This window comes from Streptomyces sp. P5F9 (genome assembly GCF_057961495.1).
On sequence record NZ_JBXVPZ010000091.1, the window covers coordinates 1 to 26167 of the forward strand.

Annotated in this window: 27 protein-coding genes and 1 tRNA gene; 10 read left to right on the forward strand and 18 right to left on the reverse strand. The window is 69.4% G+C overall.

All coding sequences use genetic code 11. The annotated features are described in order from the left end of the window. Positions 1 to 69 precede the first annotated feature (69 nt). Positions 70 to 762: a helix-turn-helix transcriptional regulator gene (locus AC31A1_RS17265; RefSeq protein ID WP_489654171.1), complete on the forward strand. Its 693-nt coding sequence runs from the start codon at positions 70 to 72 to the stop codon at positions 760 to 762. A 253-nt stretch (positions 763 to 1015) separates the two neighbouring features. On the opposite strand, the gene AC31A1_RS17270 is transcribed toward AC31A1_RS17265, so the two are convergent. Together AC31A1_RS17270 and AC31A1_RS17275 are read right to left on the reverse strand one after the other, a co-directional pair. Further along, positions 1016 to 1267, reverse strand: a complete 252-nt coding sequence (locus AC31A1_RS17270) for a DUF397 domain-containing protein (RefSeq protein ID WP_489654172.1) — start codon at positions 1265 to 1267, stop codon at positions 1016 to 1018. After that, entirely contained in the window at positions 1264 to 2115 is an 852-nt protein-coding gene (locus AC31A1_RS17275) for a helix-turn-helix domain-containing protein (protein ID WP_489654173.1), read from the reverse strand. The genes AC31A1_RS17270 and AC31A1_RS17275 overlap by 4 nt, the downstream gene beginning before the upstream one ends. A gap of 236 nt (positions 2116 to 2351) precedes the next feature. Between AC31A1_RS17275 and AC31A1_RS17280 the strand changes: the two genes are divergently transcribed. Beyond that, positions 2352 to 2759, forward strand: coding sequence for an ATP-binding protein (locus tag AC31A1_RS17280; protein ID WP_489654174.1), 408 nt, complete (start codon positions 2352 to 2354; stop codon positions 2757 to 2759). 33 nt (positions 2760 to 2792) lie between these two features. Further along, positions 2793 to 3695, forward strand: coding sequence for a hypothetical protein (locus AC31A1_RS17285; protein ID WP_489654175.1), 903 nt, complete (start codon positions 2793 to 2795; stop codon positions 3693 to 3695). A 159-nt stretch (positions 3696 to 3854) separates the two neighbouring features. Here the strand turns inward: AC31A1_RS17285 and AC31A1_RS17290 are convergent, their stop codons facing one another. Further along, positions 3855 to 4193 (reverse strand): hypothetical protein, encoded by a 339-nt coding sequence (locus tag AC31A1_RS17290; RefSeq protein ID WP_489654176.1) that lies wholly within the window; start codon positions 4191 to 4193, stop codon positions 3855 to 3857. A gap of 21 nt (positions 4194 to 4214) precedes the next feature. Then, on the reverse strand, positions 4215 to 5903 hold the full coding sequence (locus AC31A1_RS17295; RefSeq protein ID WP_489654177.1) for a sodium:solute symporter family protein: 1689 nt from the start codon (positions 5901 to 5903) through the stop codon (positions 4215 to 4217). A gap of 157 nt (positions 5904 to 6060) precedes the next feature. Here AC31A1_RS17295 and galT point away from each other — a divergent pair, with 157 nt between their 5' ends. Genes galT through galK form a run of 3 tightly spaced genes read left to right on the forward strand, consistent with a single transcriptional unit; the run spans position 6061 to position 9246 of the window. Further along, entirely contained in the window at positions 6061 to 7119 is a 1059-nt protein-coding gene (gene galT, locus AC31A1_RS17300) for a galactose-1-phosphate uridylyltransferase (RefSeq protein ID WP_489654178.1), read from the forward strand. Further along, on the forward strand, positions 7119 to 8081 hold the full coding sequence (gene galE / locus AC31A1_RS17305; protein WP_352181917.1) for a UDP-glucose 4-epimerase GalE: 963 nt from the start codon (positions 7119 to 7121) through the stop codon (positions 8079 to 8081). Before galT ends, galE begins: the two co-directional genes overlap by 1 nt. Before the next feature lie 22 nt (positions 8082 to 8103). Continuing rightward, positions 8104 to 9246 (forward strand): galactokinase, encoded by a 1143-nt coding sequence (gene galK / locus AC31A1_RS17310; protein WP_489654179.1) that lies wholly within the window; start codon positions 8104 to 8106, stop codon positions 9244 to 9246. A 42-nt stretch (positions 9247 to 9288) separates the two neighbouring features. On the opposite strand, the gene AC31A1_RS17315 is transcribed toward galK, so the two are convergent. From AC31A1_RS17315 to AC31A1_RS17330, 4 genes are all read right to left on the reverse strand, one after another. After that, a complete protein-coding gene (locus tag AC31A1_RS17315; RefSeq protein WP_489654180.1) occupies positions 9289 to 9753 on the reverse strand; it encodes a hypothetical protein in 465 nt (154 codons plus the stop codon). 17 nt (positions 9754 to 9770) lie between these two features. Beyond that, on the reverse strand, positions 9771 to 11009 hold the full coding sequence (locus tag AC31A1_RS17320; protein ID WP_489654181.1) for an MFS transporter: 1239 nt from the start codon (positions 11007 to 11009) through the stop codon (positions 9771 to 9773). A 72-nt stretch (positions 11010 to 11081) separates the two neighbouring features. Next, positions 11082 to 11993 (reverse strand): sulfotransferase family protein, encoded by a 912-nt coding sequence (locus tag AC31A1_RS17325; protein WP_489654182.1) that lies wholly within the window; start codon positions 11991 to 11993, stop codon positions 11082 to 11084. 62 nt (positions 11994 to 12055) lie between these two features. Beyond that, positions 12056 to 12526, reverse strand: coding sequence for a GNAT family N-acetyltransferase (locus AC31A1_RS17330; RefSeq protein ID WP_489654183.1), 471 nt, complete (start codon positions 12524 to 12526; stop codon positions 12056 to 12058). A 261-nt stretch (positions 12527 to 12787) separates the two neighbouring features. Here AC31A1_RS17330 and AC31A1_RS17335 point away from each other — a divergent pair, with 261 nt between their 5' ends. Next, positions 12788 to 13555: a response regulator transcription factor gene (locus AC31A1_RS17335; protein WP_327403451.1), complete on the forward strand. Its 768-nt coding sequence runs from the start codon at positions 12788 to 12790 to the stop codon at positions 13553 to 13555. Positions 13556 to 14008: 453 nt separating this feature from the next. On the opposite strand, the gene AC31A1_RS17340 is transcribed toward AC31A1_RS17335, so the two are convergent. Then, the gene (locus AC31A1_RS17340) at positions 14009 to 14506 is read right to left on the reverse strand and encodes a MarR family winged helix-turn-helix transcriptional regulator (RefSeq protein WP_019064646.1); all 498 of its coding nucleotides are present in this window, start codon (positions 14504 to 14506) and stop codon (positions 14009 to 14011) included. Positions 14507 to 14610: 104 nt separating this feature from the next. Between AC31A1_RS17340 and AC31A1_RS17345 the strand changes: the two genes are divergently transcribed. Both AC31A1_RS17345 and AC31A1_RS17350 read left to right on the forward strand, forming a co-directional pair. Then, the gene (locus AC31A1_RS17345) at positions 14611 to 15414 is read left to right on the forward strand and encodes a trans-aconitate 2-methyltransferase (RefSeq protein WP_489654184.1); all 804 of its coding nucleotides are present in this window, start codon (positions 14611 to 14613) and stop codon (positions 15412 to 15414) included. 3 nt (positions 15415 to 15417) lie between these two features. Next, the gene (locus AC31A1_RS17350; protein ID WP_489654185.1) at positions 15418 to 15825 is read left to right on the forward strand and encodes a VOC family protein; all 408 of its coding nucleotides are present in this window, start codon (positions 15418 to 15420) and stop codon (positions 15823 to 15825) included. A gap of 130 nt (positions 15826 to 15955) precedes the next feature. On the opposite strand, the gene AC31A1_RS17355 is transcribed toward AC31A1_RS17350, so the two are convergent. Genes AC31A1_RS17355 through AC31A1_RS17365 form a run of 3 tightly spaced genes read right to left on the reverse strand, consistent with a single transcriptional unit; the run spans position 15956 to position 17936 of the window. Then, a complete protein-coding gene (locus AC31A1_RS17355) occupies positions 15956 to 16204 on the reverse strand; it encodes a type II toxin-antitoxin system prevent-host-death family antitoxin (protein ID WP_489654186.1) in 249 nt (82 codons plus the stop codon). A 41-nt stretch (positions 16205 to 16245) separates the two neighbouring features. Continuing rightward, positions 16246 to 16923 (reverse strand): TetR/AcrR family transcriptional regulator, encoded by a 678-nt coding sequence (locus AC31A1_RS17360; RefSeq protein WP_266771507.1) that lies wholly within the window; start codon positions 16921 to 16923, stop codon positions 16246 to 16248. Next, a complete protein-coding gene (locus AC31A1_RS17365) occupies positions 16920 to 17936 on the reverse strand; it encodes an acyl-CoA desaturase (RefSeq protein WP_489654187.1) in 1017 nt (338 codons plus the stop codon). Before AC31A1_RS17365 ends, AC31A1_RS17360 begins: the two co-directional genes overlap by 4 nt. A gap of 307 nt (positions 17937 to 18243) precedes the next feature. On the opposite strand from AC31A1_RS17365, the gene ppc reads away from it, so the two are divergent. After that, a complete protein-coding gene (gene ppc / locus AC31A1_RS17370; protein WP_489654188.1) occupies positions 18244 to 20985 on the forward strand; it encodes a phosphoenolpyruvate carboxylase in 2742 nt (913 codons plus the stop codon). A 65-nt stretch (positions 20986 to 21050) separates the two neighbouring features. Here ppc and AC31A1_RS17375 read toward each other — a convergent pair whose 3' ends face one another. The 6 genes from AC31A1_RS17375 to AC31A1_RS17400 form a co-directional block, all read right to left on the reverse strand. After that, on the reverse strand, positions 21051 to 21551 hold the full coding sequence (locus AC31A1_RS17375; protein ID WP_489654189.1) for a hypothetical protein: 501 nt from the start codon (positions 21549 to 21551) through the stop codon (positions 21051 to 21053). Between the two features lie 78 nt (positions 21552 to 21629). Continuing rightward, positions 21630 to 22232 (reverse strand): aminoacyl-tRNA hydrolase, encoded by a 603-nt coding sequence (gene pth, locus AC31A1_RS17380; RefSeq protein WP_489654190.1) that lies wholly within the window; start codon positions 22230 to 22232, stop codon positions 21630 to 21632. Positions 22233 to 22333: 101 nt separating this feature from the next. Then, positions 22334 to 22918: a 50S ribosomal protein L25/general stress protein Ctc gene (locus AC31A1_RS17385; RefSeq protein ID WP_489654191.1), complete on the reverse strand. Its 585-nt coding sequence runs from the start codon at positions 22916 to 22918 to the stop codon at positions 22334 to 22336. A 200-nt stretch (positions 22919 to 23118) separates the two neighbouring features. After that, on the reverse strand, positions 23119 to 24099 hold the full coding sequence (locus tag AC31A1_RS17390; RefSeq protein WP_489654192.1) for a ribose-phosphate diphosphokinase: 981 nt from the start codon (positions 24097 to 24099) through the stop codon (positions 23119 to 23121). Between the two features lie 77 nt (positions 24100 to 24176). After that, entirely contained in the window at positions 24177 to 25622 is a 1446-nt protein-coding gene (gene glmU / locus AC31A1_RS17395) for a bifunctional UDP-N-acetylglucosamine diphosphorylase/glucosamine-1-phosphate N-acetyltransferase GlmU (protein ID WP_489654193.1), read from the reverse strand. Between the two features lie 164 nt (positions 25623 to 25786). Next, positions 25787 to 25858, reverse strand: a tRNA-Gln gene (locus AC31A1_RS17400). Positions 25859 to 26167 lie beyond the last annotated feature (309 nt).

Here is a 26167-nt window from a genome sequence, read left to right on the forward strand (position 1 = left end):
GCCCTCTGTTCTTGGGGACCGGTGGGCATCCATAGTGGGCATCCATTGGGGGGACTGGGGGGTTGCTCGATGGGAGTGCGGCTGATGGTGGTCGACGACCACCGATTGCTCGCCGAGGCACTGGCCTCGGCGCTGAAGCTGCGTGGACACCGGGTGCTGGCAGCGGCCGCACCCGCCGCGGGCGCGGCCGAGCTGGTGATCACCCGCGCCCCCGAGGTATGCCTACTGGGCACAGCGACACCGGCCGAACCGGGCATCTTCGACCCGGTGATCAAAATCAAACGCGAACGTCCCCAGGTCGCGGTCCTGGTCCTGGGCCCGGTCCCGAGCCCTCGAGGCATAGCGGCAGCCTTCGCCGCAGGCGCGTCCGGCTACGTCCGCCACGACGAGCGCATCGAGGGCGTGGAGCGGGCGATCATGAAGGCAAGGGCGGGCGAGGCGGCCGTAGCACCGCAGTTGTTGCAAGGTGCCTTCAGTGAACTCCTCAACCCGGCGGCCCAACCGGACGACGAGGGCCAACGCCTGTTGCAGATGCTCACGCCACGGGAGGTGGAGGTCCTGGTCCGGGTGGCAGACGGCGAGGACACCCGCCTGATCGCGGCGGGCATGGGCATCGCTCCGTCGACGGCCCGCACGCACGTGCAGAGGGTGCTGATGAAACTGGGGGTGGGGTCGCGGCTGGAGGCGGCGGCCCTGGCGGCGCGGACGGGGCTGCTGGACCGGGCCGGGCCGCTGAACAATTCGGCGGGGCCGGACCTGTAGGGGATGCTGTTGGTCAATCCCGTCGGCGGGCTCGGGAGGCCGTACGTAGCTGCGAAAATGTGACACTTTAGGGGGCAGGTGTCACATTTTTTCGGATGGGTGGTCCGGCTGTGCGGGGTTCGCTGACAGCGGTCCAGGAGGGGCACGAGGGCCTTATCGCGTTCGTACGGGAGCGCCGACGTTCTACGGGGCCACGGCACGCACGATCAGGGTTCCGATGTGACCGCACTGTCGAAGTTTGCTATGCGGTCAACTAGGTTTCCCTCAAGGTGAGTCGAGCGGGTGAGCGCCCCGCCCTTCTGGGGGAGAGGCCGGCGGATCGTATGCCGAGGAGGAGGGCGGCGAGGGCCGTAGGTGTGGTGGTGAGGTGCGTGGTGGGAGCGTCGCTTTCGCGGAGGTGGACTGTGCCGGGGGTGGTGGCGAGTTCGACGCAGTTGTTTCCGTCGGCGCCGCCAGAGAAGGATGATTTCTGCCAGTTGTCGGGGGTGGTCACGGCACGCCTCACAGTTCCTTCGCCAGCCTGTGGATGAAGTCACGCGAACGTGTGGGTTCGAGTGACACAGCCTCCACCTTACGGAAGAGCGTTCGAAAGGCGCCGAGCTGGGCTTCGGCATCGATGAACGCCGTGCCGTCGGCTGTGTCGCGAAGCGCGGTGTCCAGCTTGGGTACGGGGCCACCCGCGTACGTCATGGTGCTCCAGGCTCCGCCGAAGTCGTCAAGGTCGAAGGGGATGACGCGCACGGTGATGTGATCCGCCTCGGAGAGTTCCAGGATGCGGGTGAGCTGAGTTCGTGCGGCGGTCCGGTTGCCGACTTTGATGCGCAGGGCCGCCTCATGGATCACGGTTTCGTACGGGATGGGGGCAGGGCCCGTGACGATCACCTTGCGCTCCATCCGGTGGCTGACTCGCAACTCCAGGTCGCCGTCAGGGAGTTCGGGGACGCGGTACGAGAAGAGGCCGCGGGCGTAGTCCTCCGTCTGGAAGAGGCCGGGGACGTGCAGGAACTCGACGTCGAACCGGTATGTGGCGTGGTGCTCCAACTCGGCGATGTCCAGGAACGGAACCGGCAGGAGACCCCGGTACTTCTCCCACCAGCCGCGTGTCCGGTCGGTCGCCATCGCCACCAGGGCTTCGGTCAACTCCCTATCCGTGCAGGCGTAATTGGCGGCAAGTCGGCGAACAGTGCTCTCGCTCATGCCTACGACCCCGGATTCGATCCGACTGAGCCGCGCCGAGTCCGTTCCCACGGCCGCCGCGGCCTCGCGCCCGCTGAGCCCTGCGGCCTCGCGCAGTTTTTGCAGCTCGGAGCCGAGGCGCATCTGGCGCGCGGTCGGCTGCAACCTCCGTGCCATGAGTTTCCTCCTCGTCTCAACCGCCTTGGAACGGTGCCTCGTTCGGGGGCAGATTATGACAGGCGGGTTGCGTGAGGCCAATTTTGGCCTCTACTGTCGGTGACGCGACGTACACGCTGCGGAACCCGGGGCTTCCGGAAGCGCACCACTCCGTCCTGCCATGACGGCTGCGGCAATGCCACTGCCCGCGCCCACAGCGCACCGCCAACTCCTCCCTCGCCAACCGGAGTTCACGCATGCCCGAAAACAGCGACTGGGAGTACTCCCTCCGCGTCCCGAACGACCTCCGAGCCGTCACCGTCTGCCGCCGCACTCTCCGGCTGATCCTCACCATCCAGGGTCTGATCACCCTCGTCGACACCGCCGAACTGATCGCCTCGGAGCTGGTCAGCAACGCCGTCGTACACACCAAGGGCCCCGCCGAACTGCGCGTGCGCCTGTCGAAGGGCGTGCTGCGGATCGGCGTGTGGGACACGGACCGCGAACCGCCCGAGCCGCCGGGGCGGTTGGAGGACCTCACCGACGTAGAGAACGGTCGCGGCATGGCCCTCGTCCGCGCCTGCTCCGACCTCTGGGGCTGGCAGCCCCTGTCCAGGCACGGCGACCGAGGCAAATACGTGTGGGGTGACCTGGCCGTCTCATAGCTCGTTGATCACGTAGTACAGAAAGGAGAGCCCATGGTCAGCTCAACGCATGAGGCGATGCACCGGATCTTCCAGAAGGACCCCGAACTCCTCACCCGTGCTCTGCAGGACGTGTTAGGTGTCGCCTTCCCCAAGCCGCACGACTTCGCAGGCATGAACATCGACCTCACCGAGATCGAGCCGGTCGAGCGGCGCGTGGACACGCTGATGCGGGCGGAGACCGACGAGGGCGCGTACCTCCTCGTCGTGGAGTCGCAGGGAAAGCCGGACAAGAGGAAGCGCGGCAGCTGGCCGTACTACCTGAGCTACCTGTACGAGAAGTTCCGCTGTGAGCCGGTGCTCATCGTCACCACGCAGAGCAGCGCCACGGCTCGTTGGGCAGCGCGGCCCATTCATCTCGGCGTGCGGGGGTGTCCCTCGCTCACCGTTACGCCTCTCGTTCTGGGCCCGGACAACGTTCCGCTGATCGTGGACGTGGAGGAGGCCGTGGGGGATCCATCCCTTGCGGTGCTTTCGGCGATGACGCATGGCCGGGGTCGGCAGGCTCCCGCCATACTGGAATCGCTGGCTGCCGCCCTGGACACCATCGACCGGGACACTGCTGCGGTGTTCGCGCAGTTCGTCGACTCATGCCTGGACGACCCCCAGGCGAAGCAGATGTGGAGTGACCTGATGACAACGATGCAGTACTTCTTCCGGCACCCGCTCGCCGAGGAAGTCCGCGAGCAAGGGCGCGAAGAGGGCCGGGAAGAGGGCGTCGCGCAGGAACGCGCCGCGACGGTCCTCAAGCTCCTTCGGCTGCGCGGCATCTCGGTCCCCGACTCAGTGCGTGACCGGGTGCAGGCCTGTTCCGACCTCGACCTACTGGAGACCTGGGTCGAGCGGGCGCTGCACGCGGAGAGCGCGGAGGGCCTGTTCGTCGACGACCGGACGTGAGGGGATGGTTCGGGCGCGGGGCCGGAGCGAGCTCAGGCCCCGCGACGGGTGCATGGTGGCGAACGGTGCCGCAGTTCCCCAGGGGCGCGGGGCTGTGACATGTGCGGCTCCGCCGCGTGGGCGTGACCAGCCACAGCTCACCCGCGCCCGGCAGACGACCTAAGCCCCCTCTTCCTTCTCCGTGACCTCCGCGAGTTCCACCGGAGGTGTCGGCCGCAGCTTCAGCCAGCCCAGGAAGAAGATCCCGAGCAGCAACATCGCGATCCCGGTCCACAGGTTGATGTTGACGCCCTCGGCCTTGTCGAGTGTCGCCTGGGACGGACTGATCCCGGCGATCGTGACGATGACGCCGTAGACGACGAACAACCCCCCGATGATCAGCCGCAGATCGAACAGGCGGGACGCCGTCGTGGACTTGACCTCCAGCTCACTGACCTCGCGCTGGACGTCCTGCCCGGAGTGTTCGGGGTGTTCGGGGTGTCCTGAGTTCTCAGACATGGTTTCTCAATCCTCCCGCGACTAGAACGAGAACGGGATGTAGCAGACGGCCGCCAGGATCACCGCGCCCCAGCCGAGCAGTGCGGGCCGGCGGTACCACGCGTCGTCGCCCGCTGCCGGTGCCTCGGTCATGCCGGGGGACGTCGTGCCGTAGACCAGGCCCTGGAGCTGTTCCGCCGGCTTCGGTTGCGTGAACAGGGACACCGCGAACATGACCACCGCACCCGCGACGAACCCGGCGATCGCGGAGACGAAGTTGGCGCCCTGGTCGGAGGGGATGGAGATGATCCCGTGCTTGTAGATCCAGAAGTAGTTCACCATCGCCGTCACCGTGCCCGCGAGCAGGCCCCAGAAGCCGGACTTCGGGGTGGCCTTCTTCCAGAACATGCCGACGATGAAGACGACGAACATCGGCACGTTGAAGAAGGAGAAGAGCGTCTGGAGGTAGCTCATGATGTTGGAGAAGGAGGAGGCCAGGAAGGCGGTGCCTACCGACGCCGCTACGCCGATCACCGTGATGAGGCGGCCGAAGCGGACGTAGTACTCGTCCTCGCGGTCCTTCACGACGTACTTCGCCCAGATGTCGTTCGTGAACACCGTGTTGAAGGACGACACGTTGGCCGCCATGCCGGCCATGAACGCTGCCAGCAGACCCGTCACCGCGATGCCGAGGACGCCGTTGGGCAGCAACTCCTGCATCAGATAAGGAATCGCGTCGTTGTACTGGAGGTCCGAGCCGCTGGTGCCGATCTTCGGGACGAGCGCCGCGGCGACCAGGCCCGGGATCATCACCAGGAACACGATGAAGACCTTCGGATACGCGGCGATCAGCGGGGTGCGCTGGGCCGCGGACAGGTTCTTCGCGGAGAGTGCGCGCTGGACCTCGGCGAAGTTGGTCGTCCAGTAGCCGAAGGAGAGGACGAAGCCGAGGCCGAGGACGATCGTGAGCCAGTTCGCGCCGAGCGGGTTGACGCTGCCAATGCCGGTGCCACCCCACGCGGTGGTGAAGTTGTGGCCGTGGGTCGCGTCCAGCTTGTGGGTCAGCCCGTCCCAGCCGCCGGCCTTCTTCAGGCCGAGGTAGGAGATCGGGATGAGGGCCGCCAGGATCACGAAGAACTGGAGGACCTCGTTGTAGATCGCCGACGACAGCCCGCCGAGGGTGATGTACGCGAGGACGAACGCGCCGGCGACCACGATCGCCACCCACTGCGGCCAGCCCAGCAGCGCCTCGACGACGATCGCGAGGGCGTACAGGTTGACGCCCGCGATCAGGATCGCGGCGAAGGCGAACAGGATCGAACTCAGCAGGTGTGCGGCCCTGTCGAAGCGCAGCAGCAGGAACTCGGGGACCGAGCGGACCTTCGAGCCGTAGTAGAAGGGCATCATCACCAGGCCGAGGAAGACCATGGCGGGGATGGCGCCGATCCAGTACCAGTGGACGGTGTAGGCGCCGTACTGGGCGCTGTTGGCGGCCATGCCGAGGATCTCGGTGGCGGCGAGGTTGGCCGAGATGAAGGCGAGACCGGTGATCCAGGCGGGCAGTGAACGCCCGGAGAGGAAGAAGTCGAGGCTCGTCTTCACCGATGTGCGGGCGGCCAGGCCGATGCCGAGGACGACCACGAAGTAGATCGCCAGGATCGTGTAGTCGAGCCCGTTGGTGGGGAGCCGTAGCTCGGCGGCGAGAGAGGTGGGGGTCTGCAGGGTCTGCATCAAGCGCTCACCTTGTTTGACGTCTGGTTGATGTCTTTGGTTGGTGTTCTTTGTTTGATTTTGATGGTGACGACTGGGGGGATTGGTGGTTTGATGTGTTTAGTTCTGTGTGAAGCCCGGATGCGGCGTGGATGTACGTACGGATGGAGAGCCCGGCGTGAAGAAGACCTCGACCCGGTTGGCCGACGGTCGTGAGCTCATCTACTACGACCTGAGGGACGACACCGTGCGCGACGCGGTGGACCGACGCCCGCTGGAGCGCACGGTCACCACTTCGGAGGTACGGCGGGACGTCCTGCTCGGCGACTCGGTGGCGATCGCCTCGCACCGCCAGGGCCGCATCTACCACCCGCCGGTCGACCAGTGCCCGCTCTGCCCGACCACCGGCGACCGGCTCAGCGAGATCCCGGACTCGTCGTACGACGTCGTCGTGTTCGAGAACCGTTTCCCCTCGCTGGCCGGCGACTCGGGCCGCTGCGAGGTGGTCTGCTTCACCTCGGACCACGACGCGTCCTTCGCCTCGCTGACGGAGGAGCAGGTGGCCCTCGTCCTCGATGCGTGGACGGACCGGACGTCGGAGCTGTCGCATCTTCCCTCCGTCGAGCAGGTGTTCTGTTTCGAGAACCGCGGCGAGGAGATCGGCGTGACGCTCGGTCATCCCCACGGCCAGATCTACGCCTACCCGTTCACCACCCCGCGCACCGCCCTGATGTTGCGTTCACTGGCGACTCATAAGGAGGCGACCGGCGGGGAGAACCTCTTCGACTCGGTCCTGGAGCGGGAACTCGCCGGCGAGCGGGTCGTCCTTGAGGGTGAACACTGGGCGGCCTTCGTGCCGTACGCCGCGCACTGGCCGTACGAGGTCCACCTGTATCCCAAGCGCCGGGTGCCCGATCTGCTCGGTCTCGACGAGGCGGCCCGCACAGAGTTCCCCAAGGTCTATCTGGAACTCTTGAGGCGCTTCGACCGGATCTTCGGTGAGGGCGAGCCTCCGACGCCGTACATCTCCGCCTGGCACCAGGCGCCGTTCGGCACGCTGGAGGAGTTCGACGGGGTGAGCAGGGACGACTTCGCTCTCCACCTTGAGCTTTTCACCATTCGCCGTACGTCCGGCAAGCTGAAGTTCCTCGCGGGTTCCGAGTCCGGCATGAGCGTGTTCATCAACGATGTGCCGCCGGAGTTCGCGGCACAGCGACTGCGAGAGGTAGCGAGTTGATGAGCGGTAAGTACCTGGTCACGGGCGGCGCGGGATACGTCGGCAGCGTGGTCGCCCAGCACCTGCTGGAGGCGGGCCACGAGGTCACCGTCCTGGACAACCTCTCGACGGGTTTCCGTGAGGGCGTGCCGGCGGGTGCGTCGTTCATCGAGGGCGACATCCGCGACGCCGCCAAGTGGCTGGACTCCTCGTACGACGCGGTCCTCCACTTCGCCGCGTTCTCCCAGGTCGGCGAGTCCGTCGTCAAGCCGGAGAAGTACTGGGACAACAACGTCGGCGGCTCGATGGCCCTCCTCGCCGCCATGCGTGAGGCCGGCGTCCGCAAGCTCGTCTTCTCCTCCACGGCCGCCACGTACGGCGAGCCGGACGAGGTCCCGATCGTCGAGACCGCCCGCACCTCCCCGACGAACCCCTACGGCGCGTCGAAGCTGTCGGTCGACTTCATGATCACGAGCGAGGCGCAGGCCCACGGCCTCGGCGCGGTCTCCCTCCGCTACTTCAACGTGGCGGGCGCGTACGGCAGTTGCGGCGAGCGGCACCAGCCCGAGTCGCACCTCATCCCGCTCGTCCTCCAGGTCGCCCAGGGCAAGCGCGACGCGATCTCGGTCTACGGCGACGACTACCCGACGCCGGACGGGACCTGCGTCCGTGACTACATCCACGTGGCGGACCTGGCCGACGCACACTTGCTCGCGCTGAAGGCGGCGACCCCGGGCGAGCACCTGATCTGCAACCTCGGCAACGGAGAGGGCTTCTCCGTCCGCCAGGTGATCGAGACCGTGCGCCAGGTCACCGGGCATCCGATCCCCGAGGTCGTGGCCCCGCGCCGCGGCGGCGACCCGGCCACCCTGGTGGCCTCGGCGGCCCGGGCCAAGGAGCGCCTCGGCTGGAACCCGTCCCGCGCGGATCTCGCGGGCATCGTCGCGGACGCGTGGGCGTTCGCGCAGAACGTATCGAACTGATCGAAGGGCTAGGGGATCGCACGTGGGTGTACGCGAGGGCTTCGAGGAGCTGTACGGGACCGCTCCCGAGGGCGTCTGGGCCGCGCCGGGCCGGGTCAACCTGATCGGCGAGTACACCGACTTCAACGAGGGCTTCGTGATGCCGCTCGCCCTGCCGCACACGGCGGTGGCGGCGGTGTCCCGCCGCGGCGACGGCGTCCTGCGCCTCCACTCGGCGGACATCGAGGGCCCGGTGGTGGAACTGCACGTGGCGGATCTGGCCCCGCGCACGAACACCAGCTGGGCCGCGTACCCGGCGGGCGTGGTGTGGGTGTTGCGCGAGGCGGGTCACGAGGTGACAGGCGCGGACATCCACCTCTCCTCGACGGTCCCGACGGGCGCGGGCCTGTCGTCGTCGGCCGCACTGGAGGTCGTCACGGCCCTGGCCCTGAACGACCTCTTCCAACTCGGCCTTTCCGGCCCGGAGTTGGCGCGCTTCTCGCAGCGCGCGGAGAACGACTTCGTGGGCGTCCCCTGCGGCATCATGGACCAGACGGCCTCGGCCTGCTGCGAGGAGGGCCACGCGCTCCACCTCGACTGCCGGGACCTGTCGATCCGCCAGATCCCCTTCGACCTCGCGTCGGAGGGCCTCTCGCTCCTGGTCGTCGACTCCCGCGTGAAGCACGCGCTGGGCGACGGCGCGTACGCGGAACGCCGCGAGGGCTGCGAGGAGGGCGCCCGCCAGTTGGGCGTCCCGTTCCTGCGGGACGTGGCGTACGAGGACCTGGAGTCGTCCCTGGCACGCCTCTCCGACGAACGAATCCAGCGCTACGTCCGCCACGTGGTCTCCGACGACCACCGCGTCGACCAGGTCATCACCCTGCTCGACGCGGGAGACGTACGCGCGATCGGCCCGGTCCTGACCAAGGGCCACGCCTCCCTCCGCGACGATCTCCGCATCTCCTGCCCGGAGCTGGACCTCGTGGTCGACACGGCGGTCGGCGCGGGCGCGCTGGGCGCCCGCATGACGGGCGGCGGCTTCGGCGGCTCGGCGGTCGTACTGGTCGAGGCCGCGGAGGCGGACACGGTCACGAAGGCGGTGGAGGAGGCGTTCGCGGCGGCGGGCTACACCGCCCCGCGCGTGTTCCCGGCGGTGCCTTCGGCGGGGGCGCGGCGACTGAGCTGACGGGTCACGGCGAGAACGCCCCGGGCTGCCGGGGCGTCCCGCTCACCCAGGTACGTTGTCGCAGACGGGATCCTCGGCGGCGACGCTCTCGGCCAGTCGGTGCAGCGCGCTGTGGGCCAGTGCGCGAAGCCGCGCCGCGGTCAGTGCGGACGCGTCGTCGTAGGTGAGGATCCGCACCACGTCGACGTGCAGTCGGTCGGCCCCGCCGAGAGCGGGGAGACCGGCGAGCAGTTCATGATCGGGCCGCATCGTCACCGCGTGCGCCACGGCGGCCAGCCGGAGCCGCCCGATCATGGCCGGTGCGTACGGCTGCCCCTGGGCCAGGGCATCCAGCACGAGGGAGTGGATGCTCAGGGTGAGCAGCGTCCGCAGCAGCGCGTCGGCCGAATCCGGACGCAGCCGCCAGTTCTCGTATCGCCGGCGCTGGATGTGACGGTCGTCGGAGAGCCGGTCGTCGGCCGTCAGGATGCGGCGGCTCCACGCGGAGCAGTCCGACCAGATGTCCACGGCCCCGGCCTCCTCCGTCACGGGGTGCTGCGCAGCCTGCGCACCCCCGGAGCCAACAGCGCCGCGACCGTCGCGAGGACCACCAGGGCCGCGCACCCCGCGAGGGTGTGGCCCAGGCCCGCGGTCGCCGCGAGTGGGCCGGCGATGAGTAGTCCCAGCGGGGCGAAGGCCAGGGAGCCGAAGCCGTCGTAGGAGCTGACCCGGGAGAGGGACTCCTCGGGGATCTCGCGGTGGATCGTCGTGGCCCACAGGACGCCGAAGATGTCGTTGGAGATCCCGGCGGTGAACATCGCGGCGGCGATCAGCCAGACAGGGGCCCGGACGGCGAGGAGGGCGATCGGGACGGCCGCCGGGAAAGTGGCGAGTACGGCCACCAGGATCGGGCGGCGGACCCGGACCCGGGCGGCCAGGCCCGCGCCGGCGATCGTGCCCAGGGCCTGCGCGGCGACGATGACCGACCAGGCGCGGGCACCGCCGAGGTAGCGGTCGGCGGTCAGCGGGCCGAGGACTCCCACGTTCGCGTTGAGTGCCGCGATCACGATCGACCACTGGGCCACCACGGCCCACAGCCACTGGCGGGACGCGAACTCCCGCCAGCCCTCGCGGAGATCGGCCCAGCCGGAGGATTTCCTGGGCGGGCGTACGGCGACCGGGAGGCGGGCCGTGAGGACCGCGCTGACGACGAAGGACGCGGCGTTCAACGCCAGTGCCCAGCCCGCGCCCACCAGGGCCACCGTCACACCCGACAGCGCCAGGCCCAGCAGCCGGGCGCTGTTGGTGCCCACCCGCAGCGTGCCGTTGGCCCGCTGGAGGCGTTCGGTGGAGACGATCAGCGGCACGATGCCGTCCATCGCCGGCATGAACAGGGCCGAGGCCGTACCGGCCGCCACCGCCAGCACGCACATCGCGGGCAGCGGTGCGTGCCCGGTCAGCACCAGCGTGGCCAGACCCGTGTACGCCACGGCACCCATCAGTTCCGCGAGCGCCATGAGGCGGGCGCGTGACATGCGGTCCGCGATGACCCCGCCCACCAGGATGAACATCAGTTGCGGCAACGCCTGGCAGGCCAGCACGAGCGACAGCCGCCCCGGACTGGCCCCGGGCAGGGCGAGCACCGCGAAGGCGAGGGCCACGGCGGCGAAGCCGTTGCCCAGCACGGACACGGTTCGCGCGGTCACGAGCAGCACGAACGCCGGCTCACGCCACAGTGATGATTCTCCGGGACTCTCGGCGGTGGTGGCTGAAGTGGATGTCACGGCCTGGGACTCTAAGGGACCCGCGTCAATGCGCGTCCACAACCGGCCACTTCACTGGCCCGAATCACCGGCTCAGAGATACCCCCACGCCCGGCACATCGGCCGCAGCACCTCCGGGATCTCCTCCGACGCCGGTGCCGGGCGGTCCGGCTGGACCCGGCCGGAGCGGATCTTGTCGTTCCAGTCGCCGAAGCCGCCGCCCAGGACGGCGCCCTCCAGGCTGCTGCCGTAGTCCGTCATGCCGGGTTCGTAGGGGAGGTCCAAGTAGGCGCAGAGTGACCGGAGTTCGGCGGCCGGGTCGGTGGTGAGGTCCTCGTAGCGGAGGGTGTGGCCGCCCAGTTCGGTCTGGGCCTCCTGCATGGACTCCATGTATTGCAGGACGCGTTCGGCCGCTTCCTCACGGGTGCGGTCCGGTACCGCCTCGTGCCAGGAGCGGGCCACCGCGCCCGGGTGTCTGCGCAGGAAGACGAAGCGGGCGTCGGGCCAGGTCTCGGCGATGCGCTGCCACTGGAAGGCGTTGCCGGGGGTCTTCTCGACGATGAACTGCTTGCCGGACTTGACCAGTTCACGGTGCAGCGCGCGGTCCCAGAGCAGGCCCTCCAACTGCTCGTGGCCCAGGCCCAGGGTGCGCAGGGAACGTTCCGTGGGGGTGCCCGGCTTGAAGTAGACCTCGATACCGGTGAGATGGAGTTCGTGCGCGGCGTGCAGCCGGGAGTGCGCCCCCAGCATCATGCGCAGCAGCGTCGATCCGGAACGCACCGAGGTCAGGATGAACACCGGTCGCTCCAGCAACCGGTCGACCGCCGGATCCACCGTCGGCGCCTCCGGCACCACGGGGTCGGGGCGCGCGGGACGGGAACCGCGCGGCGCGGGAATCCCCCCGAGGGAGCCCGCAGCCGTCGCGCCGGGCGGCGCAGGCACCCGGCGTATCTGGTAGCCGGTCGTCTCGGCGAGCTTGGAGTTCAGCTTCCGCAGCATGCTCATGCGGGGCACGGTAAGAGGGGAGTATGAGACTGGGCTGAGCGTCTCGTTCGCCCCGGATGTGTTCACCCGGGGTTCGTCCGGCCCAGCCTCTTCGTCAGGGTGTACTCGGTGAGCCCCGGCGGGTAGTCCGGGATCACGCACACCACCTCGTACCCCTGCTTCTTGTAGAACTCCGGCGCCTGGAAGTCCCATGTCTCAAGGCGGGCCGCCCCGCAGCCGCGCTCCTCGCGGGCGACGCGCTCCGCCTCGCCGAGGAGGTGGGAGCCGAGGCCCGTTCCGCGGTGCCGGCCGTCCACCCACAGGTACGTCACGTGCAGCCAGTCCGCCCAGCTGTGCCCGACCAGCCCGCCCGCCAGCCCGCCCGTCTCGTCCAACGCCCACACCTGGAGCGGAACTTCACGTTCGCGAGGGGTTCCGCGCAGGGCGCGCAGCACCGGGGAGGCGGCCGTGTTGGTTTCGAGCAGCCGGGCGCGGAGCAGATCGCGTCGCTCCTTGTCGACTTCCGTCTCAATACGAAACATGCGGCTCACCATAAACGCGCCGGACAGTCAGTTCTGCAAATTGGGTTCCGCTGCCGCGCCCCGGCCGTACGCTGTGAACAGCACCGGTGGGGGCCGGTGCTGTTCAGGGGGCGAGACAAGTCGGGTACGACGCCCGATGTGGGGGTAGCAGTGTCTGCACGGCGGCGGCCGTGCGGCTCAGGCCGCTCCCGGGCGTCGTACCCGCAATCATCGCTTCGTCTCCCGACGATGAGGTATCCCCCGCTCCACCAGGAGCCTGGGGAAGGGGGTTTCGTGGTTCGCATCCGAGTCCTGGTCGTCGACGACCATCGCATCTTCGCCGAATCGCTCGCCGCGGCACTGGCCGCCGAGCCCGATGTCGACGTGTCCGCGGCCGGCAGCGGTCCGGCCGCGCTGCGCTGCATGGAGCGCGCGAACGCCGAGGGCCGCAGATTCGACGTCCTGCTCGTGGACGCCGATCTGGGCGGCAACGTGCCGGGCGTCCGGCCCGCCGTGCCCGTGCAGGCGGGCAACGAGGACGGGCTGGTGGACGGGATCTCCCTGGTCGCCGGGGTCCGTTCGGCCCAGCCGAGCGTACGGATGGTCGTGCTGGCCGAGAAGGACGATCCGCGCCGGGCCGCGCTGGCCCTTCAGGCCGGGGCGTCCGGCTGGGTCGCCAAGGACTGCTCGCTGTCCAGACTTTTAACCGTCATCCGAGGGGTGCTTCGCGACGAGACGCACCTGCCACCCGCCCTGCTGACCGGCGTCCTGCGGGAGTTGACGGCCGCGCGCAAGCACCGCACCGAGAGCGAGCGGCTCGTGGAGTCGCTGACCCCGCGGGAACGTGAAGTGCTGCGCTGCATGGTGGCCGGCCTGGGGCGGAAGGCGGTCGCCGAGCGGCTCTTCCTCTCCCCGCACACAGTCCGGACGCATATGCAGAACGTACTCGGCAAACTGGGGGTCCACTCCACCCTCGCCGCGGTCGCACTCGCCCGGCGCGCGGGCGTGGGCCCGGTCGACCTGACCGGGGATGTTGTCGAACGGGGCGGTCAACTGGCGTAGGGGACCTGCCGGTTCGCCCTGGTCGGGCGGGGGAGGATTCTGCATGTGCTCGGCAAGTTGGGCGTCCACTTCACCCTCGCCGCGGTCGCACTGGTGAGGCGTGCCGGGGTCGGTCCCGTCGACCTTGCCGGGGATGTTGTCGAACGGGGCGGTCAACTGGCGTAGGGGACCTGCCGGTTCGCCCTGGTCGGGCGGGGGAGGATTCTGCATGTGCTCGGCAAGTTGGGCGTCCACTTCACCCTCGCCGCGGTCGCACTGGTGAGGCGTGCCGGGGTCGGTCCCGTCGACCTTGCCGGGGATGTTGTCGAACGGGGCGGTCAACTGGCGTAGGGGACCTGCCGGTTCGCCCTGGTCGGGCGGGGGAGGATTCTGCGCGTGCTCGGCAAGTTGGGCGTCCATTCCACCCTTGCGGCGGTGACTCTCGCCCGGCGTGCCGGGGTCGGTCCCGTCGGCCTAGCCGGGGATGTTGTCGAACGGGGCGGTCAACTGGCGTAGCAGCCCGGCCAGTTCGCCCCGCTGGGCGCGGGAGAGTTCCGCGAGGATCGCGCGCTCCTGCGCCAGCAGGCCGGCCAGGGCCTGGTCCGCGCGGTCCTGGCCCTCCTCGGTGAGGCGGACCAGCACGCCCCGGCGGTCGCTGGGGTCGGGGAGCCGCTCGACCAGGCCCTTCTGCGCCAGGCGGTCGATACGGTTCGTCATCGTGCCGGACGTGACCAGGGTCTGCGTCAGCAGCTGGCCGGGGGAGAGCTGGTAGGGGCTGCCCGCGCGTCTGAGCGCCGTCAGCACGTCGAACTCCCAGGGCTCCAGGCTGTGCTCGGCGAACGCCAGCCGACGGGCCCGGTCCAGATGCCGGGCCAGCCTGCTCACCCGGCTGAGCACCTCAAGTGGCTCCACGTCGAGGTCGGGGCGCTCCCGGCGCCACGCTGCGACAAGCCGATCGACCTCGTCCTCCATGACGATCAGTGTAGTGGTTGTGTCGACATGAAGTCTCTTGATATCAAGCCTCTTGGTTCAGAGTCTCTTGACATCAAGAGATGTGAGCGGGGAAGGTGGAAGCCATGACGACTTGGGACCCCGCTCAGTACCTGCGCCACGCCGGCCACCGCGCCCGCCCGTTCGCCGACCTCCTCGCCCGCGTCACCGACCTCCCCGGTGCCGCGCCCCGGATCGCCGACCTCGGCTGCGGCCCCGGCAACGTGACCACCGTCCTCGCCGACCGCTGGCCCACCGCGCATATCACCGGCTACGACAACTCGCCCGAGATGCTCGCCAGGACCGAGCCCTACGCGGGCCCCACCCCCGGCGGCGGCCGGCTCGACTTCGCCCACGCGGACGCGACGGAGTGGGTCCCGACCCAGACGTACGACCTGATCGTGTCGAACGCGGCGCTGCAGTGGGTGCCGGGTCACCTGGACCGGTTCGGCGACTGGGTGGCCGCGCTGGCCCCCGGCGGGACCTTCGCCTTCCAGGTGCCGGACAACATCGACGCACCCCTGCACGCCCTGATGCGCGAACTGGCCGCCACCGCCCGCTGGAAGGGACGGCTGGGCGAGGTCCTGCGCCGCGAGGACTCGGTCCACGCCCCCGGCGTCTACCTCGACCACCTGGCCCGCCTGGGCTGCGCCCCCGACGTCTGGCAGACGACGTACCAGCACATCCTGCCCGGCGAGGACCCCGTCCTCGACTGGGTCAAGGGCACGGGCCTGCGCCCGGCCCTGACCGCCCTGGCCGGCGACCCGGAGGCGCGGGACGCATTCGTCGCCGAGTACCGCGACCTGCTCCGCGAGGCGTACCCGACGGCTGACTACGGCACGGTGCTCCCGTTCCGCCGCCTGTTCGCGGTGGCCCGCAAGGAGGTGTGAGGGATGCTCGCGGCCGTGGACCATGTGCAGTTGGCTGCCCCGGCGGGCTCGGAGGACGCGCTGCGGAGGTATTACGTCGACGTCCTCGGGATGACCGAGATCCCCAAGCCGCCTGTGCTGGCGGCGCGGGGCGGGTGCTGGTTCGGGGCGGGGGCCGTGCAGCTGCACTTGGGCATCGAGGATGCCCCCGCCGGAGGCGGAAAATGTCACTGTCGGCCCGCGAAGAAGGCGCATCCCGGGCTCCGCGTGACCGGCATCGAGGCGTACGCGGCCCGGCTGAAGTCCCTTGGGGCGTCCGTCACTTGGGACGAGGATCTGCCGGGGTACCGGCGCTTCTACTCGGAGGATCCGGTGGGGAACCGGCTGGAGTTCCTGGAGCCGGTGTTCAGGCGGTCCGGCCCAGGTGGGTGACGAGGATGTGGATCACGGAGTTGGGGGGCAGGGCGTCCACGGCTTCGTGGACGGAGGACAGCCCAAGAGGGCGTCCGGGAACCGCGCGGCCGGGTTGGTGGCGCGCGGTCCCCGGACACTCGTAGACCACTTACCGCAACCCCAACATCCGGCCGACCTCGGCGTGGGGGATCCCCGGTTCGAGAGTCCCCTCAGCCTTGCGCCGCTGGTAGTCCGCGACGGCCAGGGAGTCTTCGAGATCCTCTATGACCTGCGGGGAGACGAGGAGCGCGACCACGTTTCCATCGCTGGTCAGGGCGATGGACTCCCGGCTGTGGGCAACGCGGCGGACCAGGTCGTCGAGTTGGGAAGCGGCCTCACCGACAGGGATCTTCGTCATGCCCCCACGGTTCCACACAGCCGAGCCCGCGAGCACTTGATTCAGCTCTTCCGGTGCCCTATCAACCGAGGCTTCGCCTCCAGGCCGTCCAGCCCGTGCCACGCCAGGTTCACCAGATGGGCGGCGACCTCCGCCTTCTTCGGGCGGCGGACGTCCAGCCACCACTGGCCGGTCAGCGCGACCATGCCGACCAGGGCCTGGGCGTAGAGGGGGGCGAGCTTGGCGTCGAAGCCCCGGCTCTTGAACTCGCGGCCCAGGATGTCCTCGACCTGCGTCGCGATGTCCGAGATGAGGGACGCGAAGGAGCCGGTGGACTGGGGGATGGGGGAGTCGCGGACCAGGATGCGGAAGCCGTCCGTGTACTCCTCGATGTAGTCGAGGAGGGCGAAGGCCGCCTGTTCGCAGAGTTCGCGGGGGTGGCCGGCCGTCAGCGAGCTGGTCACCATGTCCAGCAGGCGGCGCATCTCGCGGTCCACGACCACCGCGTACAGGCCCTCCTTGCCGCCGAAGTGCTCGTAGACCACCGGCTTGGAGACCCCGGCCTTCGCCGCGATCTCCTCCACCGACGTGGCCTCGAAGCCCTTCGTCGCGAAGAGCGTGCGGCCGACTTCCAGCAGCTGGGCCCGTCGCTCGGCTCCCGTCATCCGGGTGCGGCGCGCGCGTCGGGGCTTCTCGTTGCTCGGGGTGCTGCTGGGATCGGTCGCCACGGCGTCAATCATGCCGCCTCCGCCGACTCCTTCCGGGGCTGAGAGCCGTCCGTACCGGAGATACGGCGCGAATCGATACGTGAGCGTGACGGCCAGCGCACGTCATAGGCCCAGCCGAGCTGCTCGCACCAGCGGATGATCCGCGCCGAGGAGTCCAGCTGGCCGCGCTCCACACCGTGCCGCGCGGACGTCGGGTCGGCGTGGTGCAGGTTGTGCCAGGACTCGCCGCAGGACAGGATCGCCAGCCACCACACGTTGCCGGAACGGTCACGGGACTTGAAGGGCCGCTTGCCGACCGCGTGGCAGATCGAGTTGATCGACCAGGTGACGTGGTGCAGCAGCGCCACCCGCACGAGCGAGCCCCAGAAGAAGCCGGTGAACGCGCCCCACCAGGACATCGTCGCCAGCCCGCCGATCAGCGCCGGCAGCGCGAGCGACAGCATCGTCCAGTAGATGAAGTGGCGGGAGATCGTCCGGATCGCCTTGTCCTTGATCAGATCCGGTGCGTACTTGTCCTGCGGGGTGCGCTCCTCGTCGAACATCCAGGCGATGTGCGCCCACCACAGGCCCTTGATCAGCGCCGGGACGGTCTCGCCGTAGCGCCACGGCGAATGCGGGTCGCCCTCGGCGTCGGAGAACTTGTGGTGCTTGCGGTGGTCGGCGACCCACCGGACCAGCGGCCCCTCGACCGCCATCGACCCGGCGATGGCGATCGCGATCCGCAGCGGGCGCTTCGCCTTGAAGGAGCCGTGCGTGAAGTACCGGTGGTAGCCGATCGTCACGCCGTGGCAGCCGAGGTAGTAGAAGAACACCAGCAGGCCGAGGTCCAGCCAGCTCACCCCGCCCCAGCTCCACGCCAGCGGAATCGCCGCGAGCAGGGCCAGGAACGGGACGGTGATGAAGAGGAGAAGAGTGATCTGTTCCAGCGACCCCTTCTTCTCGCCGCCCAGCGTGGCGGCGGGCAGCGGAGTGCCGTCGTCGTTCGCCCGCGGGGCGTCGTCGATCACATCGGAGCTCGTGGTCATGGGCGTCCCCTGTGGGGTTCGGAGGTGGAGGCGGAGCGTCGGACGGCGGGAGCCGGGCAGCAGCAGTTCAGCATGGACTTCCCTACGGTTCCGTAACCTACGGCGACGTAAGTATGGCAGCGCGTCGACCGGTGGACGAAGCCCGTGGGACCGCGCGTCAGAGTGGACACCTATCCTGGGTGTCGGTCGGACAGCGCGGTCCGCTCTGTTTTCTTCCCGGATGTCCGTCCCGTATGCGGCAGCCGCCGCGGGACCGCCGTCCGGGTTCCCTCCAGACGAGCTTCAAACACTGCAAGGAGCCGCACCTGTGAGCAGTGCCGACGACCTGACCACGAGCACCACCTCGACCGGCAGTGCGCTGCGCGCCGACATCAGGCGCCTGGGCGATCTTCTGGGCGAGACCCTCGTCCGGCAGGAGGGCCCCGAACTGCTCGAACTGGTCGAGAAGGTCCGCCGTCTCACCCGTGAGGACGGCGAGGCCGCCGCCGAGCTGCTGCGCGGCACAGAGCTGGAGACCGCCGCGAAGCTGGTCCGCGCCTTCTCCACCTACTTCCACCTCGCCAACGTCACCGAGCAGGTGCACCGCGGCCGCGAGCTGCGCGCCCGCCGTGCCGCCGAGGGCGGACTCCTCGCCCGTACGGCCGACCGCCTCAAGGACGCCGACCCCGACCACCTGCGCGAGACGGTCAAGAACCTGAACGTCCGCCCGGTCTTCACCGCGCACCCCACCGAGGCCGCGCGCCGGTCGGTCCTCAACAAGCTCCGGCGCATCGCGACGCTCCTGGAGACCCCGGTCATCGAGTCCGACCGCCGTCGCTACGACACCCGTCTGGCCGAGAACATCGACCTGGTGTGGCAGACCGACGAGCTGCGCGTCGTACGCCCGGAACCGGCCGACGAGGCCCGCAACGCCATCTACTACCTGGACGAGCTGCACGCGGGCGCCGTCGGTGACGTCCTCGAAGACCTCACGGCCGAGCTGGAGCGCGTCGGCGTCAAGCTCCCCGACGACACCCGCCCGCTCACCTTCGGCACCTGGATCGGCGGCGACCGCGACGGCAACCCGAACGTCACCCCGCAGGTCACCTGGGACGTCCTGATCCTCCAGCACGAGCACGGCATCAACGACGCCCTGGAGACGATCGACGAGCTGCGCGGCTTCCTCTCCAACTCCATCCGTTACACGGGCGCGACGGAGGAGCTCCTGGAGTCCCTCCGGACCGACCTGGAGCGGCTCCCGGAGATCAGCCCCCGCTACAAGCGCCTCAACGCCGAGGAGCCGTACCGCCTCAAGGCCACCTGCATCCGGCAGAAGCTGGAGAACACCAAGACCCGCCTGGCCAAGGGCACCCCGCACGAGGACGGCCGCGACTACCTCGGAACCGCCGAGCTGCTGCACGACCTCACCCTGATCCAGACCTCGCTGCGCGCCCACCGCGGCGGCCTCTTCGCCGACGGCCGCATGGACCGTACGATCCGCACGCTCGGCGCGTTCGGCCTCCAGCTCGCCACCATGGACGTACGCGAGCACGCGGACGCCCACCACCACGCGCTGGGCCAGCTCTTCGACCGGCTCGGCGAGGAGTCCTGGCGGTACGCGGACATGCCCCGCGAGTACCGCGCGAAGCTGCTCGCCAAGGAGCTCAGGTCCAGGAGGCCTCTGGCTCCCACCCCCGCGCCCGTCGACGCGGCCGGTGAGAAGACCCTCGGCGTCTTCGAGACCGTCAAGAAGGCTCTCGCGGTGTTCGGGCCCGAGGTCATCGAGTCGTACATCATCTCGATGTGCCAGGGCGCCGACGACGTGTTCGCCGCCGCCGTGCTGGCCCGCGAGGCCGGGCTGATCGATCTGCACGCCGGGTGGGCGAAGGTCGGCATCGTCCCGCTGCTGGAGACCACGGACGAGCTGAAGGCCGCCGACACCATCCTTGAGGACATGCTCTCCGACCCGTCCTACCGGCGGCTCGTGGCGCTGCGCGGGGACGTCCAGGAGGTCATGCTCGGGTACTCCGACTCGTCGAAGTTCGGTGGCATCACGACGTCTCAGTGGGAGATCCACCGGGCGCAGCGGCGCCTGCGTGACGTGGCTCACCGGTATGGGGTGCGGCTGCGGTTGTTCCACGGCCGGGGCGGAACCGTCGGCCGCGGTGGCGGTCCCTCGCACGACGCGATCCTCGCCCAGCCCTGGGGCACCCTGGAGGGCGAGATCAAGGTGACCGAGCAGGGTGAGGTCATCTCCGACAAGTACCTGGTGCCGTCGCTGGCCCGCGAGAACCTGGAACTGACGGTCGCCGCCACCCTCCAGGCCTCCGCCCTGCACACCTCGCCCCGCCAGTCCGACGAGGCGCTGGCCCGCTGGGACGCGGCCATGGACCTGGTCTCGGACGCGGCCCACGACGCCTACCGCAGGCTGGTCGAGGACCCGGACCTTCCGACGTACTTCCTCGCCTCCACGCCGGTGGACCAGCTCGCCGATCTGCACCTGGGCTCGCGGCCCTCCCGCCGCCCCGGCTCGGGCGTCTCGCTCGACGGACTGCGCGCCATCCCGTGGGTGTTCGGCTGGACCCAGTCCCGGCAGATCGTGCCCGGCTGGTTCGGCGTCGGCTCCGGGCTGAAGGCACTGCGTGAGGCGGGCCTGGACACCGTGCTCGACGAGATGCACGGGCAGTGGCACTTCTTCCGCAACTTCATCTCCAACGTCGAGATGACCCTCGCGAAGACGGACCTGCGGATCGCCCAGCACTACGTCGACACCCTCGTCCCGGACGAGCTGAAGCACGTCTTCGACACGATCAGGGCCGAGCACGACCTGACCGTCGCCGAGGTGCTCCGCGTCACCGGCGAGGCCGAACTCCTCGACGCCACCCCGGTGTTGAAGCAGACTTTCACCATCCGGGACGCCTACCTCGACCCGATCTCGTACCTCCAGGTGACGCTGCTGAAGCGCCAGCGCGATGAGGCGGCGGCGGGCGCCGACCCCGACCCGCTGCTCTCGCGGGCTCTTCTCCTCACGGTGAACGGCGTGGCGGCGGGCCTGCGCAACACCGGCTGACCGGAGACGGACGAAGGGTGCCCCCGAGCTGTCGTAGAAGCTCGGGGCACCTCTCTTTCCGTCGGTCAGAGTGCGAGGAACGCGGCCGTCAGCAAGGCGATCCCGGACCCGGCCAGCACCCACGCGGCCCGGGTCAGCCGCAGGCCGCCCGCGACCACTACCGAGGCGAGCAACAGGGCGCCACCGAGGGGGACCCAGGCGTAGAGGATGCCGGCGGGGCCGGAGCGCATGACCTCGTCGGTGCCGGGCTTCACGACCACCGCGTACGTCTGGCCCTTCTTCACCGCGACCGTGTGGTCGATGACGACCTCGGCGCGGGCCTTCGATCCCGTCGAGACCGGGGTGTAGGGGCCGGTGCAGGTGTCGTCGCCGCACGCGGTGACCTGGATCGTGCCGGTCTCGCGGCCCTTGGTGAGCATCACGTTGTGCGCGGTCGGCCATGAACCCCACACCCCGGCGATCAGGATCAGCACGGTGACCGTGCCCATCGCCGCGAGCCGTCCGAAGTTCAGGGCGGCGAAGGCGCCGGGGGATGCGGAGGCTGCGGGTGACATGGCGGGGATCATTGGCCATACCCGCACGCGCGGTCAACTCCCGCGCGGGACAAGTCGGTTAAGTCGGGCAAGCCGGGTGAGCTGGACGGCTCAGGAGTTGTACGCGCTCTGCGCCCGCTCCAGCCCCTCGCTCACCAGACACTCGACCGAGTCCGTCGCCCGGTCCACCAGGAAGTCCAGCTCCTTGCGCTCCGTGGAGGAGAAGTCCTTCAGCACGAAGTCGGCGACCTGCATCCGGCCCGGCGGGCGTCCGGTCCCGAACCGCACCCGGTGATAGTCCGGGCCCATCGCCTTCGTCATCGACTTCAGCCCGTTGTGGCCGTTGTCGCCGCCGCCGAGCTTGAGGCGGAGGGTGCCGTAGTCGATGTCGAGTTCGTCGTGCACGGCGACGACGTTCGCGAGCGGCACCTTGTAGAAGTCGCGCAGCACGTTGACCGGGCCGCCCGACAGGTTCATGAACGACGTCGGCTTCACCAGCACGACCCGGCGGCTCGCCGGACCCGGCGCCCCGATCCGGCCCTCCAGGACCTGCGCCTGTGCCTTCCCGGCCCGCTTGAACTTGCCGCCGATCCGCTCGGCCAGCAGGTCGGCCACCATGAAGCCCACGTTGTGCCGGTTGTTCGCGTACTCGGGGCCCGGGTTCCCGAGGCCCACGATCAGCCAGGGGGCATTGGCGTCGGTCGTCACGTCCATGTCTCCATCGCTGTGCTTTTCGGGGGACACCCCCGGACCCCCGGCAGCCAGCCGCTGCTCCCGGTGGGAACAGCGGCTGACGAAACGGTGAGCGGTGCGGATCAGGCCTCGGTGGCCTCGGACTCGCCCTCGGCGGGGGCCTCTTCGGCCTGGGCGGCCAGGACCTGGAGGACGACCGCGTCCTCGTCGATCGCCAGCGTGGTGCCCTGGGGCAGCGGGATGTCCTTGGCGGCGATGGAGGCACCGGCCTCCAGGCCCGCGATGGACACGGTGACCGACTCGGGGATGTGCGTGGCCTCGGCCTCGACGGTGATCGTGCTCAGCACGTGCTCCAGCAGGAAGGAGCCCGGGGCCAGCTCGCCCTCGGTGTGGACGTAGACCTCGACGGTGACCTTCTCGCCGCTCTTCACGGTGAGCAGGTCGACGTGCTCCAGGTAGCCCTTGATGGCGTCGCGCTGGACGGCCTTCGGGATCGCGAGCTGGGTCTTGCCCTCGATGTCCAGGGTGAGCAGGACGTTCGGGGTACGCAGGGCGAGCTGCAGCTCGTGGCCCGGCAGGGTGATGTGCAGCGGGTCGACACCGTGGCCGTAGACCACGGCGGGGACCTTCTTGTCGCGGCGGATACGGCGGGCGGCGCCCTTGCCGAACTCGGTGCGGGTCTCGGCGGCGAGCTTGACGTCGGCCATGGTCACTCCTCGTAGAACAGTCGGGGAAGGCGGTCACCCGGCCGAACATCGGCCTGCTACGAAGAGCGCGTCGATAACGGACCGCCGTACGAACTTCTTGCGAAGCGGTACGGCCTCCCTCGCCGAGCAACTGTGGCAGCTTACTCGGCGGGGAGGCCGTAACAGAAATCGATCTACGGATCGGTCTACGACGTCCGGTCTCAGTGCTCGTCGAAGAGGCTTGTCACCGAGCCGTCCTCGAAGACCTCGCGGACCGCGCTCGCGATGGTCGGGGCGATCGACAGGACCGTGATCTTGTCGAGGTCGGCGCCGAGTTCGCCCGGGGTCGGGAGGGTGTTGGTGAGGATGAACTCGCTGACGCGGGAGTTCTTCAGGCGGTCCGCGGCGGGGCCGGAGAGGACGCCGTGGGTGGCCGTCACGATGACGTCCTCCGCGCCGTGCGCGAACAGGGCGTCCGCCGCGGCGCAGATCGTGCCGCCGGTGTCGATCATGTCGTCGACCAGGACGCAGACGCGGCCCTTGACCTCGCCGACGACCTCGTGGACGGTCACCTGGTTCGCCACGTCCTTGTCGCGCCGCTTGTGCACGATCGCGAGGGGCGCGCCCAGGCGGTCGCACCAGCGGTCGGCGACGCGCACGCGGCCGGCGTCCGGGGAGACGACGGTCAGCTTGCTGCGGTCGACCTTGGAGCCCACGTAGTCCGCGAGGAGCGGGAGGGCGAAGAGGTGGTCCACGGGTCCGTCGAAGAAGCCCTGGATCTGGTCGGTGTGCAGGTCGACGGTGAGGATGCGGTGAGCGCCCGCCGTCTTCATCAGGTCCGCGACCAGACGGGCCGAGATCGGCTCACGGCCGCGGTGCTTCTTGTCCTGCCGGGCATAGCCGTAGAAGGGCACGATGACGGTGATGGAGCGGGCCGACGCGCGCTTGAGCGCGTCGATCATGATGAGCTGCTCCATGACCCACTGGTTGATGGGAGCCGTGTGGCTCTGGATCACGAAACAGTCCGCACCGCGCACCGACTCTTCGAAGCGGACGTAGATCTCGCCGTTCGCGAAGTCGAAGGCCTTCGTCGGGACTACCCCGACACCCAGCTGCTGGGCGACCTCCTTGGCAAGCTCGGGGTGGGCGCGGCCGGAGAAGAACATCATCTTCTTCTCGCCGGTCGTCTTGATCCCGGTCACAGCACTGTCTCCTCAGAGGTCATTCAACTGGGTGTGCGTTTATCACGGTACGCCGTGTTCGACGCGCCGGTTTCCGGTCAGTTCTCGCTCTCGCCCTGGCGGGAAGCCGTTTCCGCGGCCTTCGCCGCCGCGCTGCCCGGACGCTTGCGGGCCACCCAGCCCTCGATATTCCGCTGCTGGCCACGGGCCACGGCCAGCGAACCGGGCGGTACGTCCTTCGTGATCACGGAGCCGGCGGCGGTGTACGCGCCGTCCCCGACCGTGACGGGTGCCACAAACATATTGTCCGAACCGGTCTTGCAGTGCGAGCCGACGGTGGTGTGGTGCTTGTGCTCCCCGTCGTAGTTCACGAACACGCTCGCGGCACCGATGTTGGTGTAGTCGCCGATCGTCGCGTCACCGACGTAGGAGAGGTGCGGGACCTTCGTGCCCTCGCCGAGGGTGGCGTTCTTCGTCTCGACGTACGTGCCGATCTTGCTCTTCGCGCCGAGGCGGGTGCCGGGACGGAGGTAGGCGTACGGGCCGACGGACGCCCCCGGGCCGATGTGCGAGCTGACGGCGACGGTGTTGTCGACGCGGGCGCCGGCCTCGACGACGGTGTCCGTCAGGCGGGTGTCGGGGCCGACCTCGGCGCCCTTGCCGATGTGGGTGGTGCCGTGCAGCTGGGTGCCGGGGTGGACGGTCGCGTCCTGGCCGAAGGTGACGTCGACGTCGATCCAGGTGGTCGCCGGGTCGATGACGGTGACCCCGCCGAGCATGGCCTCGGTCAGCAGCCGGTCGTTCAGGATGCGGCGCGCTTCGGACAGCTGGACGCGGTTGTTGATGCCGGCGATCTCGCGGTGGTCGCCCGCGACGGAGGCGCCGACCCGGTGTCCGGCCTCGCGCAGGATGCCGAGGACGTCGGTGAGGTACTCCTCGCCCTGGCTGTTGTCGGTCCGTACCTTGCCGAGCGCGTCGGCGAGCAACTGCCCGTCGAACGCGAAGACCCCGGAGTTGATCTCGCGGATCGCACGCTGCGCGTCGGAGGCGTCCTTGTGCTCGACGATCGCGGTCACCGCGCCGGAGGCGCCGTCGCGGACGATGCGGCCGTAGCCGGTGGCGTCCGGGACCTCGGCGGTCAGGACGGTCACCGCGTTGCCGTCGGCGGAGTGGTCGGCGGTGAGGGCGCGCAGGGTCTCGCCGCGCAGGAGGGGGGTGTCGCCGCAGACGACGACCACGGTCCCGTCGATGCTGCCGAGCTCTTCGAGTGCCATGCGTACGGCGTGACCGGTGCCGTTCTGCTCGGCCTGGACCGCGGTCCGTACGCCGGGCTCGGTCGCGCCGAGGTGGGCGGTCACCTGCTCGCGGGCGTGGCCCACGACGACGACCAGGTTCTCCGGCTCCAACTCGCGGGCGGCGGCCAGCACATGGCCGACCAGGGTCCGGCCGCAGAGCTCGTGCAGGACCTTCGGTGTGGCCGACTTCATACGGGTGCCCTCACCCGCTGCGAGGACGACGACGGCTGCCGGGCGAATGGCGCTCACGGATTTGCCCTTCGGCTTCGGAATGCTGGGGGGTGGACATTCGCAGGATACCGGGGCGTTTCATGGGTGACATGAGAGTGGGCCCTGACAGTGCTGTCAGGGCCCGAAGTGGGGTGCTGGGAGTGGGGGTTGCTCTAGTGTCGATCAGTTGCGATCGGGTTTTGCTCCCCCGCCAGGACTCGAACCCGGACAAATGGCACCAAAAGCCACGGTGCTGCCAATTACACCACGGGGGATCAAACTCGTTGGAACCGGACATTTAGCCTGGTCGCCGAGTGGGCACAGAACACTATGCCGTACGTGATGCCCTCCGTGCGACGGGACTTGTCCCGGGTGATCGGTTTCGTGGCTGTTCGATTACGGGCCGTGGTGTAGGCCGGTGCACGGAAACTCACCGGAAAACCGGGCCCCGGCGCCCGTAGGCTGGAGGCATGACCACGACGGGGGAAGACCATGCCACGGCCCGGGGAGGGCCGGGGTGGTGGACCAGGTGGCGCAGTGCGGTGCTGGACACGGGGCTCGCGGTGGGGTCCGCCGCGGAGTGC

Coding starts and splice junctions, on each gene's coding strand:
- AC31A1_RS17265 (WP_489654171.1), top strand. CDS start 70: ATGGGAGTGCGGCTGATGGTGGTCGACGACCACCGATTGCTCGCCGAG.
- AC31A1_RS17275 (WP_489654173.1), bottom strand. CDS start 2,115: ATGGCACGGAGGTTGCAGCCGACCGCGCGCCAGATGCGCCTCGGCTCC.
- AC31A1_RS17280 (WP_489654174.1), top strand. CDS start 2,352: ATGCCCGAAAACAGCGACTGGGAGTACTCCCTCCGCGTCCCGAACGAC.
- AC31A1_RS17285 (WP_489654175.1), top strand. CDS start 2,793: ATGGTCAGCTCAACGCATGAGGCGATGCACCGGATCTTCCAGAAGGAC.
- AC31A1_RS17290 (WP_489654176.1), bottom strand. CDS start 4,193: ATGTCTGAGAACTCAGGACACCCCGAACACCCCGAACACTCCGGGCAG.
- AC31A1_RS17295 (WP_489654177.1), bottom strand. CDS start 5,903: ATGCAGACCCTGCAGACCCCCACCTCTCTCGCCGCCGAGCTACGGCTC.
- galE (WP_352181917.1), top strand. CDS start 7,119: ATGAGCGGTAAGTACCTGGTCACGGGCGGCGCGGGATACGTCGGCAGC.
- AC31A1_RS17325 (WP_489654182.1), bottom strand. CDS start 11,993: ATGAGCATGCTGCGGAAGCTGAACTCCAAGCTCGCCGAGACGACCGGC.
- AC31A1_RS17330 (WP_489654183.1), bottom strand. CDS start 12,526: ATGGTGAGCCGCATGTTTCGTATTGAGACGGAAGTCGACAAGGAGCGA.
- AC31A1_RS17340 (WP_019064646.1), bottom strand. CDS start 14,506: ATGGAGGACGAGGTCGATCGGCTTGTCGCAGCGTGGCGCCGGGAGCGC.
- AC31A1_RS17345 (WP_489654184.1), top strand. CDS start 14,611: ATGACGACTTGGGACCCCGCTCAGTACCTGCGCCACGCCGGCCACCGC.
- AC31A1_RS17350 (WP_489654185.1), top strand. CDS start 15,418: ATGCTCGCGGCCGTGGACCATGTGCAGTTGGCTGCCCCGGCGGGCTCG.
- AC31A1_RS17355 (WP_489654186.1), bottom strand. CDS start 16,204: ATGACGAAGATCCCTGTCGGTGAGGCCGCTTCCCAACTCGACGACCTG.
- AC31A1_RS17360 (WP_266771507.1), bottom strand. CDS start 16,923: ATGATTGACGCCGTGGCGACCGATCCCAGCAGCACCCCGAGCAACGAG.
- AC31A1_RS17365 (WP_489654187.1), bottom strand. CDS start 17,936: ATGACCACGAGCTCCGATGTGATCGACGACGCCCCGCGGGCGAACGAC.
- AC31A1_RS17375 (WP_489654189.1), bottom strand. CDS start 21,551: ATGATCCCCGCCATGTCACCCGCAGCCTCCGCATCCCCCGGCGCCTTC.
- pth (WP_489654190.1), bottom strand. CDS start 22,232: ATGGACGTGACGACCGACGCCAATGCCCCCTGGCTGATCGTGGGCCTC.
- AC31A1_RS17385 (WP_489654191.1), bottom strand. CDS start 22,918: ATGGCCGACGTCAAGCTCGCCGCCGAGACCCGCACCGAGTTCGGCAAG.